At 71.5% G+C, this 11006-nt stretch carries 10 protein-coding genes; 5 read left to right on the top strand and 5 right to left on the bottom strand.

Annotated elements, in window-relative coordinates:
• Window positions 1–372 (bottom strand): thiamine phosphate synthase (locus tag D7W79_RS12645; protein ID WP_208729715.1); only part of this gene is annotated, 372 nt, incomplete at its 3' end.
• A 93-nt stretch (window positions 373–465) separates the two neighbouring features.
• Between D7W79_RS12645 and D7W79_RS12640 the strand changes: the two genes are divergently transcribed.
• Genes D7W79_RS12640 through D7W79_RS12630 form a run of 3 tightly spaced genes read left to right on the top strand, consistent with a single transcriptional unit; the run spans window position 466 to window position 1705 of the window.
• Window positions 466–738: a hypothetical protein gene (locus D7W79_RS12640; protein WP_120525621.1), complete on the top strand. Its 273-nt coding sequence runs from the start codon at window positions 466–468 to the stop codon at window positions 736–738.
• On the top strand, window positions 735–1046 hold the full coding sequence (locus D7W79_RS12635) for a DUF1844 domain-containing protein (RefSeq protein WP_120525620.1): 312 nt from the start codon (window positions 735–737) through the stop codon (window positions 1044–1046). Before D7W79_RS12640 ends, D7W79_RS12635 begins: the two co-directional genes overlap by 4 nt.
• Window positions 1043–1705 carry a hypothetical protein gene (locus D7W79_RS12630; RefSeq protein WP_171439174.1) on the top strand — a complete coding sequence of 221 codons (663 nt, stop codon included), beginning with the start codon at window positions 1043–1045 and terminating at the stop codon, window positions 1703–1705. The genes D7W79_RS12635 and D7W79_RS12630 overlap by 4 nt, the downstream gene beginning before the upstream one ends.
• Window positions 1706–1756: 51 nt before the next feature.
• On the opposite strand, the gene D7W79_RS12625 is transcribed toward D7W79_RS12630, so the two are convergent.
• Entirely contained in the window at window positions 1757–2302 is a 546-nt protein-coding gene (locus tag D7W79_RS12625) for a hypothetical protein (protein ID WP_244221737.1), read from the bottom strand.
• 228 nt (window positions 2303–2530) lie between these two features.
• Here D7W79_RS12625 and clpB point away from each other — a divergent pair, with 228 nt between their 5' ends.
• Window positions 2531–5155 (top strand): ATP-dependent chaperone ClpB, encoded by a 2625-nt coding sequence (gene clpB, locus D7W79_RS12620; RefSeq protein ID WP_120525619.1) that lies wholly within the window; start codon window positions 2531–2533, stop codon window positions 5153–5155.
• Between the two features lie 77 nt (window positions 5156–5232).
• On the opposite strand, the gene D7W79_RS12615 is transcribed toward clpB, so the two are convergent.
• The 3 genes from D7W79_RS12615 to D7W79_RS12605 are packed head-to-tail and all read right to left on the bottom strand — an operon-like array spanning window position 5233 to window position 10098.
• The gene (locus D7W79_RS12615; RefSeq protein ID WP_120525618.1) at window positions 5233–5973 is read right to left on the bottom strand and encodes a glutathione S-transferase C-terminal domain-containing protein; all 741 of its coding nucleotides are present in this window, start codon (window positions 5971–5973) and stop codon (window positions 5233–5235) included.
• Between the two features lie 16 nt (window positions 5974–5989).
• Window positions 5990–9202, bottom strand: coding sequence for a serine/threonine-protein kinase (locus D7W79_RS12610; RefSeq protein WP_120525617.1), 3213 nt, complete (start codon window positions 9200–9202; stop codon window positions 5990–5992).
• An 8-nt stretch (window positions 9203–9210) separates the two neighbouring features.
• Window positions 9211–10098, bottom strand: coding sequence for a hypothetical protein (locus D7W79_RS12605; protein WP_120525616.1), 888 nt, complete (start codon window positions 10096–10098; stop codon window positions 9211–9213).
• A 199-nt stretch (window positions 10099–10297) separates the two neighbouring features.
• Here D7W79_RS12605 and D7W79_RS12600 point away from each other — a divergent pair, with 199 nt between their 5' ends.
• Complete coding sequence (locus D7W79_RS12600) at window positions 10298–10996, top strand: NADPH-dependent F420 reductase (RefSeq protein ID WP_120525615.1); 699 nt, start codon at window positions 10298–10300, stop codon at window positions 10994–10996.
• Window positions 10997–11006: the final 10 nt, after the last annotated feature.

The following is an 11006-nucleotide window of genomic DNA, read 5'->3' as shown; positions in this document are numbered from 1 at the left end:
AAGAGACAGCGCCCCGTCGGTCCCCCGCGCGGTGACGCCCACGTACCGGCCCGGGCCCAACAGCTCCCGCGCCGCCTCCGGGGGCAGGTCCTCATCCCCCACGTGCACCCCGTGCGCGTCCGACAGGAGCGCCAGGTCCACCCGGTCGTTGATGAGGCACACCGCGCCCGCCTCCCGGCAGCGGGCCACCACCGCCCGAGCTGCGGCCAGCGCCTCCCGGGGCGGGGTGTGCTTCATGCGCAGCTGGAGGACGCGGGCGCCGCCAGCAAGCAGGCGCAGGGCCTTGTCCACCAGGGACAGCTCCGGACGGACGCTGTCGTCGACCAACAGGTACGGGCCTTGGGGAAGCGGGGGGCGGGGCGAGACGTTCATCGGATTCCGGGCCTGGGGACAGCGGCGTTGACAGGCGCCCCTCCTGCTATAAGGTGCCGCGCTGTTTTCCAAGCAATTCCGAGGATTTGAATCATGGCTGAAGGCATCAACCCGAAGCACCTCGACAAGCGCACCGCCGATCGCTACCAGCGCAGCGGCCAGGTGGACGAGGACGCGTACAAGAAGCACCTCGAGGAGCTGCCGGACGTGGCCGACAAGGCCGTCCCCATCGAGACGCTGATGGATGGCGACATCGAGGACGACTTCGATGACGAGGACGAGGACGAGGACGACACGGACGACGACGCCTCCGACGAGGACGACGCGGACGAGCCGGCCGACGAAGAGGACAAGGCGTCCGAATGAGCCCTTCGGAGAAGCGGGGTGAGACCTTCGTGATGACGGGGGAAGCGAGCCCCGCCTCCGAGGAGTCCCTGTCGTTCAGCACCTTCATCGTCGGGCTGGGTTCCGCCGTCCTCATCCACATGGGGGGCGCGCCGAACCCGGAGACGGGCCGCGTGGAGAAGGACCTGCCGGCGGCCCGGCAGAACCTGGACCTCCTGGCGATGCTCCGCGAGAAGACGCGCGGCAACCTCACCGCCGAGGAGGAGAAGCTGGTGGACAACCTCCTGTCCGACCTGCGCCTGCGCTACGTGGAGGCGAGCCGGAAGTGAAGCCCCGTGAAGTCACCCGCCCGGGGGCACTGCCCCGGGGCGTCCGCATCGCCGCCGCACTGTGCCTGGTGCTCTCCACCCTGACGGGGTTCCTCGCCTGCAGCGAGGCCTCCGTCATGATGAACTTCGAGGCGCACCGGGAAGCGCAGCGGGAGCACACCCCCACCCTGGCCCTGCTGGGCAAGGACCCCGCCGTCACCCAGGCCATCATGGAGGCGCAGCTGTCCGCGCTCTCCCCCATGCGCGAGTCCCGCGCCCTGGTGCTGACCGGGCTGACGGTGGCCTGCACCCTGCTCTTCTTCGCCTCCAGCCGCATGCTGCGCTCCCCGGATGGCATCCCCCGGGACGGCTTCCGGCAGCTGCTCGGTGGCGCGGGCATCTTCGCCGCGCTGATGCGCACCATCGACGGGGCCCAGTGGACCGTCGTGGCCCGGCACACCAGCCAGGCCATGGTGGAGGGACTCAAGGGCCTGCCGGAGTTCAAGGACCCGGCCGCCGCCGAGCAGCTCTATGCGCTCGTCCCGTCCCTGATGACCCTCAGCGCGGTGCTGCCCACGGTGCTCGTGGCTGGCGGCTTCGCCCTGCTCGCCCAGTACTTCCGCAGCGAGGGCGTGCGCGAGGCCATCGTCACGCTCGACGGGCCCACAGAAGACCCCTGAGGCGGCCCGCACGGGGCTGACGCGGCGCGGCGCGAAGGCCGTCCGCCTGCTTCAGCCCGCGTCCGTCTCCGCGCGGGGCTGTGCGGGCCCCAGGAGCAGCGCCTCCAGGGAGGCCATCGCGTCCGCTTCGGAGCCGGCGGCCGTGCCCTCCAACGGCAGCACGCGGGCCAGCGGGGCGCGGGGGATGCGCAGGAGCTCGTCCCGGGTCAGGCCGTAGACGTACGCCAGGTGCCCCATGGGCCAGCGCGACTGGAGCCGGGCGAACGCCTCGTCGTCCAGCTCCTCCAGGGGACACGGCAGCTCCGCGTCCTCGTACACCACCTTCTCCCCACCCACCCGGCGGCCATTGCCGTAGGCGATGACTTCCTCGCCCTCGTCCGCGTCGTACACGTAGGCGTGCACGGTGGCGTTGGCGGCGGCGGACAGCAGGCGGGCCAGGGCGTGGTGGGCGGCGTACCAGTGGGCACCCTGCCGGCCCTGGGAGAAGGGCCCCAGGAAGGCCAGGCGCACCACCTTGCGGCGGCGGTTGATGGTGACGCGCAGCGCCGTGGCGGCCGGGACGCTGTCCGTCGACAGGGCCTCCCGGGCCAGACGCACCAGCGCCAACCCGGAAAAGGTGTCGAGTCGAACGAGATAGCCGCCGTGTGCGTCCAGAGTGAAGCCCCCGAGGATGGGCGCCGCCTATAACCGACCCCCCCACCCCCTGGCAACTTCGCCTCCACGATTACCCGGCTGCTTCCAGCAGCTCAAAGTATTCCGGGGAAATCGCAGGGCGTACGGGCAGTGTCGCCTTGCCAAGGGGTGCCCGGCCCTTACGTTCAGTCCATGAGACTCGACAAATACACGGTGAAGGCACAGGAGGCGATCCAGGAAGGTCAGTCCCTGGCGCGCCGGGCCGACAATCCCCACTACGAGCCGGAGCACCTGGCCACGGCGCTGCTGGGGCAGAAGGACGGCATCGTCGACCCTCTCCTGCGCAAGATTGGCGTGGACGTGAAGCTGTTCGCGGGCCGGCTGGGCGAGGCGCTCCAGAAGCTCCCGCGCATCCAGGGCGGCGAGAGCGCCATGCTCAGCCAGCGCCTGATGAAGACCTTCGACAAGGCGGAGGATGAGGCCAAGGCGCTGAAGGACGACTTCACGTCCTCCGAGCACCTGCTCCTCGCGCTGACCCAGGACAAGGGCGCCGTCGGCGAGGCCATGAAGTCCTCCGGCGTGACGCGCGAGCGCGTGCAGGCGGGCCTCAAGGAGGTGCGTGGCTCCTCGCGCGTGACAAGCGCCGACGCGGAGTCCACCTACCAGGCGCTGGAGAAGTACGGCCGCGACCTCACGGAGGCCGCGCGCAGCGGCAAGCTGGACCCCGTCATCGGCCGCGACGAGGAGATCCGCCGCTGCATCCAGGTGCTCAGCCGCCGCACCAAGAACAACCCCGTGCTCATCGGTGAGCCGGGCGTGGGCAAGACGGCCATCGCGGAAGGGCTGGCCCGCCGCATCGTGGACGGCGACGTGCCGGAGGGCCTGAAGAACAAGCGCCTCATCACCCTGGACCTGGGGGCGATGGTGGCCGGCGCGAAGTACCGCGGCGAGTTCGAGGAGCGCCTCAAGGCGGTCCTCAAGGAGGTCTCGGACGCGGCCGGGGAGATCATCCTCTTCATCGACGAGATGCACACGCTCGTGGGCGCCGGGAAGGCCGAGGGCGCCATGGACGCGGGCAACATGCTCAAGCCCGCGCTCGCGCGCGGCGAGCTGCACTGCATTGGCGCGACGACGCTGGACGAGTACCGCAAGCACATCGAGAAGGACGCCGCGCTGGAGCGCCGCTTCCAGCCGGTGTTCGTGGGCGAGCCCACGGTGCATGACACCATCAGCATCCTGCGTGGCCTCAAGGAGCGCTACGAGGTGCACCACGGCGTGCGCATCCAGGACTCCGCGCTCGTCGCGGCGGCCACGCTCAGCCACCGGTACATCGCGGACCGCTTCCTGCCGGACAAGGCCATCGACCTGGTCGACGAGGCCTCCAGCCGCCTGCGCATCGAGATCGACTCCATGCCCACGGAGATCGACGACATCCGCCGCAAGGTGACGCAGCTGGAGATCGAGCGCGAGGGCCTGCGCAAGGAGACCGACCCGCACTCGCGTGAGCGCCTGGCCACCATCGAGAAGGAGCTCGCGAACCTCAAGGAGAAGTTCGACTCGCTCAAGGCCCACTGGGACGAGGAGAAGAAGGCCATCGCGGCGCTGCGCTCGCTCAAGGAGAAGCAGGAGAAGGCGCGCAACGACCAGGCCGCGGCCGAGCGCCAGGGCGACCTGAACCGCGCCGCGGAGCTGAAGTTCGGCGTCATCCCCTCGCTGGAGAAGGAGGTCGCGGCGCAGAACGCGAAGCTGGCGGAGCTGCAGAAGAACCAGAAGTTCCTCAAGGAGGAGGTGGACTCCGAGGACATCGCCTCCGTGGTGGCCAAGTGGACGGGCATCCCGGTCTCCAAGCTGATGGAGGGCGAGATGCAGAAGCTGGTCAAGATGGAGGACCGGCTCGCGGAGCGCGTGATCGGCCAGCGCAGCGCGATTGAAGCCGTGTCCAACGCCGTGCGCCGCGCGCGCAGCGGGCTGCAGGACCCGAACCGTCCCATCGGCTCATTCATCTTCCTGGGCCCCACGGGCGTGGGCAAGACGGAGACGGCGAAGGCGCTGGCGGAGTTCCTCTTCGACGACGACACGGCCATGGTCCGCATCGACATGTCCGAGTACATGGAGAAGCACGCGGTGTCGCGGCTCGTGGGCGCGCCCCCGGGCTACGTGGGCTACGAGGAGGGCGGCCAGCTCACGGAGGCCGTGCGCCGCAGGCCGTACACGGTGGTGCTCTTCGATGAAATCGAGAAGGCGCACCACGACGTGTTCAACATCCTGCTCCAGATTCTCGACGAGGGCCGGGTGACGGACAGCCAGGGCCGCACGGTGGACTTCCGCAACACGGTGCTCATCCTCACGTCCAACATCGGCTCGCAGGCCATCCAGGAGGGCATGGCGGGCACGGACGTGCTGAACGAGAAGACGCGCGGCGAGGTGATGGAGGCGCTGCGCGGACACTTCCGTCCGGAGTTCCTCAACCGCGTGGACGAAATCGTCGTCTTCGAGCCGCTGCGCAAGAAGGACATCTACCGCATCGTCGACATCCAGCTCGGGAAGCTCCAGAAGCTGCTCCAGGCCAAGCGCCTCACGCTGGACCTCACGGACAGCGCGCGGGAGCTCTTGGCGGAGCGCGGCTACGACCCGACGTACGGCGCCCGGCCGCTGAAGCGGGCCGTGCAGAAGTACCTGCTGGATCCGCTCGCGCTCAAGGTGCTCAACGGCGAGTTCGCGCCGGGCGAGCACATCCAGGCGGACGCGGGCCCCGACGGGCTCACCTTCGCCAAAGTGCTGGTGGACGCCACGAAGGGCGTGAAGAAGACGGCGTAGTTTCCGCTTCACGCACCAGGGATTCGCTTCAACGGCGGGCCGCCTTCCCTCACGGGGAGGCGGCCCGTTTGTCTTGCTCAGGTGCGGCGGTGCTTGTCGTAGAGCGCGTCGCGCCACGCGAGCAGATCCGGGAAGCGGGCGGCGAGCCCCGGATGGGTCCACACCTCGCGCGTGCCCGGCCCCATGGGCAGGTGCCGGTCCGCCGGCGGCCCCAGGAGGACGAGCATCGCCGCGGTGGTGATGTCCGCGTACGTGAAGCCCGCGTCCAGCAGGTAGGGCCTGCCGCCCAGCGCCGCGCGCAGCTTCTCGTAGGCGGGGGCGACCTGGGCCTCGATGACCTCCGGGGAGCCGTCCGCCACCTGGTGCTTCTTCACCACGTAGCGCATGCCCAGGCGCGCGGAGGGCGCGAACAGCGGACGCAGGAAGCCGGGGACGAACTTCGGCAGGGCCTCCTGCTGGGCGCGGGAAATCGTCAGCATGCGCGGCATGGCGTAGGCGCGCGCCGCGTCCAGCACCCTCTCGCTGGTGTCGTTCCAGGCGGTGATGGCGTCCAGGTGCGCGGCCGGGAAGAGCGGGCTGCCCTGCCCCAGCTCCTCCGCGCGCTTCGCGATGGCGAACGAGCCGTGCGTGGCCGGATGGAGCGGCTCCACGAGCAGCGGCACGGAGGGCTTCACGCCGGGCGCCACCTGCTTGCGCAGCCAGCGCTCCTGGATGAGGGGGACGTAGTCCTGGAAGCGGTAGGCGACGCGGTGGTGGTCCAACGCCCACCGGGCCTTCTCCGTCCAGCCCGAAGAGGTCAGTCCGACGAGGGTTCTCATAGGGGGCGGGACCCTATCAGGGCGCGCGCAGGAACGCGTCCAGCTCGGAGAGCTTGAGCAGCCGGGGCTCGGCGGTGGGGAGCACGGCGTCGCGGGCGGCGGTGGCCAGCGCGCGGGCCCGCTCCGGCTCGCGGTGGGCCTTTCGCAGCGCGCGGGCCAGGACGAAGCGGATGTTGGCCATCTCCAGGGGCGGGGCCACCGTCTGCTCCCAGGCCTCCAGGGAGTGCTCCGCCCACTGGCGGGCCTCCTCCACCTCGCCCCGCTCCAGGGCCAGCTCCGCCATCATCTCCTCCACCTCCATGGGAGGCCGGGCCGCTTCGCCCGCGAGCTTGTGGTGCAGGGTCAGGTACTCGCGCGCCACGTCCCGGGCCTCGTTGAGCTGCTTCGCCCGGGTGAGGGCCACGGTCAGCACGCGCAGCGCCTCGCCCAGCTCGGTCTCCCCCTCCAGCTCCCGCACGATGGCCACGGCGCGCCGGGCCGCCGCGACGGCGCGTTCGGTCTGTCCCAGCCGCATCCAGGCTTCCGCCTCGCACCGTGACGGCGCCGCGAAGATGGGGTCCTTGCGGCCATCGGCCCGGCCCGCGGCGGCCTCCTCCTCCATCTCATGGAGCAGCGCCTGGGCGTCGGTGATCCGGCTCTGGTACATGAGGATCTGGGACAGGTTGGTGCCCGAGCGGATGCGGAAGACGGAGCCCTTGGGGAACAGCTGTTTGTAGATGGTCCGGGCCTCCAGCATGCTGCGCTCGGCCTCCGCGTAGTGCCCCATGCGGAAGGCCGCCGCGCTCAGGTTTCCCCGCAGACCGGCGACGTAGCGCAGGGGCAGGTGGTCGGGGCCATGGATGCGCTCGTAGCGGCGCAGGGCTTCCAGGAAGGCGTCATATCCCTCCTGGTAGCGCTGCAGCTCGATCAGGGTCCCGCCCATGTTGTTGATCGCGATGGCGACCTTCGGGTGGTCCGGGCCATAGGCGGCCTCCAGGATGTTCCGGGTGCGCTGGATGGTCGCGAGCGCTTCCTCCTTGCGCCCCATGGACCGCTGGGTCGAGGCCATGATGAGCAGCCCGCGGGCAAGCCGTGGCGAGTCGCGGCCGTGCAGCCGCTCCTGGAGCGCCAGTCCCTGCTGGATGACAGGCAGCGCGTCCGATGAACGCGACTGCTGCTCCAGCGAGTTGCCCTCGTACACGAGCAACTGGGACTCCAGCTCCGGGTTGCCCCCGGAGCGCGCCAGGAGCGCGCGGGCCTCGTCGGCGTGGGCCTTCGCCTGCTCCGGACGCTGGGTCACCTCGCCGTCGACGAAGACCTGGTGGACGGCGGCCTCCGCGGCGCGCAGGTCGTCGCGACCTGACAGCGACGCGAGCATCGCGCGGCGGAGCGCCGGGGCCGCGGACTCATCGCGCAGGAAGGCGCGGGCCTCCCCTTCGATGAGCAGGGCCTCGCCCAGGAGCGGCTGGTAGCCCAGGGCTTCCGCCTCCTTCACGATGGGGGCGACGCGGTCCACGGCGTCCTGCCACCGGTCCGCGCCCAGGCGGGCCCGCGCGTCGTCCAGCTTCGCGTAGGCGGCCTTCACGCGAGCGGCGACCTCCGGCCGCTCCGGCGGGGGCACCGGCTGGGACAGCGCCTCCACGTCCGCGCAGCGCGACAGCGGGCTCAGCGCCTGCGCGGCCTCCGGAGCGCTGGCGACGCCCGCGCGGTCCGCGGAGAGGAGCACCTCCGTGAGCGAGGTCAGCTCCCGGCGACGGCGCTCCAGGCAGTGGGTGCGCAGGTCCAGCACCGCGGTGGACTGCGTGCCATGTCCGTGCGTGGCCAGGCACGCATCGCGGCTGCTGTCATGCCAGCCAGCGGCGTAGGCATCCAGCGTGCGGGCCGTGGCCTCGTAGGCCGCGACGGCGTCCGGCGCGCCCGTGGCCTGGAAGGCCTTGAGCATCGCCGCCTTGCGGCCCGCGTCCCAGATACCCCGGAACCGCGTGGGGTCGTCCGCGCAGGGCCCGGGGCCCCGGGCGACCACCACCGCGGCCGCGATGGCGAGCACGCCCGCGCCGACGCCCGACACCGCCACCTTCGCGCCGATGCGCGGGAAGGCCGTCCGCTCCAGTGCGTCGAGCAGCACCGCCATGGAGGGATGGCGGTCCGAGGGCTCACGCGACAGCCCCCGCACGATGAGCGCGTGCACGGCGCGCGGGAGGTTGCTCCGGTTCGCCAGACCTCCGGCGTCGGAGGCGGAGGGCCTCTGGCCGTGCAGCCCTTCGTACAGCGAAACACAGAACGCGTACTGGTCCGACCGCGCGTCCGCGGGCGCGCCCGCGAGCACCTCCGGCGCGATGTACCCGGGAGTGCCCGCGACACTGGTGACCAGCGGTGCCGCCTTCGGAGACGCAGCTTCGCCCGGGGCCAGCGCGGGGTCTGCCTTCGGCGATGCGGCCCCGCCCGAGCCCAGCGCGGGGACTCCCTTCGGAGACGCAGCCTCGCCCGAGGCCAGCGCGGGGGCCGGTGAGGCGGCGTCCTCGGGTTCCGTGGACTCCAGGCGGGCCAGCCCGAAGTCCGTCACGCGGGCACGGCCCTCCTTGTCCACGAGCACGTTGTCCGGCTTGAAGTCCCGGTGCACCACGCCCGCCGCGTGCGCCGCCGCGAGCCCCCGGCCCGCCTGGACGTACAGCCGCACCACGTCGCGCCACGGCCGGGCGGACTCCTTCAGGTGCTGGCGCAGCGTGCCGCCGTCCACCAGCTCCATCGCGATGAAGACGACGTCCCCGAACGTCCCCACGTCGTGCACGGCGACGACGTGCGGATGGCGCGTGCGCGCGGCGGCCTGGGCCTCGCGCAACAGCCGCTCCATCATGCCCAGCGATCCTCCCGCGGAGGGCGGCGCGCGCAGCAGCTTCAGGCCAATCCGCCGGTCGAGGCTCGGGTCGTACGCCGCGTGGACGACGCCCATGCCTCCGGCGCCCAGCCGCTCCAGCACCACGTAGCGGCCCAGCAGCGTCCCCTGTGCGACCTGGGGAATGCGCGGCCGGGCGGAGCGCGTGAGCGGCTCCGACACCATCACCGCGGTGCGCGCGGCGTGCACGTCCGGCGCGGAGACGGCGCGCACGCGCAGGAAGTCCGCCAGGGCCGCGCGGCAGGACGCGCAGGTGTCCAGGTGGGTCTCGGCGCGCTCGCGCAGGGACGGGGACGGAATGCCGTCCGCGAGGTCGAGCAGCTCGACCTCGTCAAGGTGGGGAGTCGAAGCAGGCATGGAAAGGCTCACCCTTCCTTCAGGAGGGACGCGAGGCTGATCTCCAGGCTGCCGTCGAGCACGCGCAGCAGGCTGTCCAGCTGGGAGGTGTTGAGCGCGAGCCGCCGGGCCAGGGCCATGCGGGTGTGTTCCAGCAGCGCTTCGCGCGCCTTTGCCATCCACCGCGACACCGTGGAGGCATGCACCTGGTGCAGGGCGCCCAGCGACTCCACGCCCAGGCCCTGCACCAGCCCCATGCGCAGCAGATTGCGGTCGCGGAGTGAGAGCGCGGCCAGGGCCTCCGCGAAGGCGGCGCGGAAGGCGGGACGGTAGCGGTGGCGGATGTGCTCCAGCTCCGGATCCGCCGCGCCCAGGTCCGCGGCGATGAGCGCGTCATCCAGCGGCGTGCTGCGCTCCGGCCTGCGCTTGAGCGACAGCGCGATGCCCAGCGACACGGCCTCCGCCCAACGCCGCAGCGGCCCCCGGCCCGCGTACTCCGTGAGGCGCGGCGCGCGGCCCCCCTCCTCCACCAACAGCCGCAGGCGCGTGAGCTGGAGCACCTCGTCCACGAAGGCATCCGAGGCCTCCACGCGGCGCACCGCGCGGCCCGCGGGCACCAGCACGCTGGACTCCAGCGCGTCCAGCGCGGCCCGCTGCCCTTCCAACGCCGCCAGCGCCAGATACAGGTCCTCGCAGTGCATCGTGGCCAGGGCCTGCGCGGGAGGCTCCCCCGCGGGCGTGTGCAGGCCCAGGTGCGCGAGGAAGGTCCCGGGCTCAAGCCTGACGCCGGGCCACGCCCCCTCGCAGCGCTCCACGAGCAGGGGCAGCAGGGGCAGCAGCCCCGCCTCCTCTTCGGAGGTCAGGGGTCGCGCGGCTCCCCGGAATGCCGCGACCAGCTCGGATGGAATGTTCGTCATGGCACCGGCCGGGCCCCAAGCTCCGGTTAAGCTGGAATGCTAGCGAATGCGTCGGCCAGGACGGAAGCCCCCCTCGTACCAGGGGGGCGGTGGACGTCCATTTGCGGAAGACCTGCTAGGTCCTGCGCATCGCGGGCGCGGGTCGCGCATCCGACGGGCGCCTGGAGTCGTGGGGCGCACTTTCCCGGAGGATGACGCAATGAAGATCGGAATCATTGGCGCGGGGCTGATCGGCGGGACCCTGGCGCGGCGCTGGACGCAGCTGGGACATGAGGTCTCCATCGCGAACTCCCGCGGCCCCGAGACGCTCCGGGAGCTGGCGAAGGAGACGGGCGCGAAGGCCGTCACCGTGCAGGAGGCCGCGAAGGCCGGCGAGGTCGTCGTCGTGACCATTCCCCAGAAGGCGGTCCCCGACCTGCCGAAGGGCCTCTTCGCGAACGTGCCCAAGGACGTCGTCGTCATCGACACGGGCAACTACTACCCCGTGCGCGACGGAAGCATCCCGGAGCTCGAAGCCGGCACGCCGGAGAGCGAGTGGGTCGCGAAGCTCCTCGGCCGCCCGGTGATCAAGGCCTTCAACAACATCTTCTTCCAGAGCCTCGGGGCCAAGGGCACGCCGAAGGGCACGGCCGGACGGGTGGCGCTGCCGGTCGCGGGGGATCCACCCGAGCACCGCGCGAAGGTGCTCAAGCTCGTGGAGGAGCTCGGCTTCGATGGCATCGACGCGGGGAGCCTCTCCGAGTCGTGGCGCCAGCAGCCCGGCACGCCGGTCTACACCCACGACTTCGACGCGCCGGGCGTGAAGAAGGCCCTCGCCGCGGCCGAGCGCAGCCGGATTCCGGAGTACCGCAACAACGCCGACACCTGGCTGAGGAACTTCCTCGCGTCGCAGAAGTGAGCGCGTCCGC

Source organism: Corallococcus exercitus, assembly GCF_003611585.1.
Classification (GTDB): Bacteria; Myxococcota; Myxococcia; order Myxococcales; family Myxococcaceae; genus Corallococcus; species Corallococcus exercitus.
The sequence above is the reverse complement of the archived record's forward strand: the minus strand, read 5'-3'. Positions and strand labels throughout refer to the sequence as shown.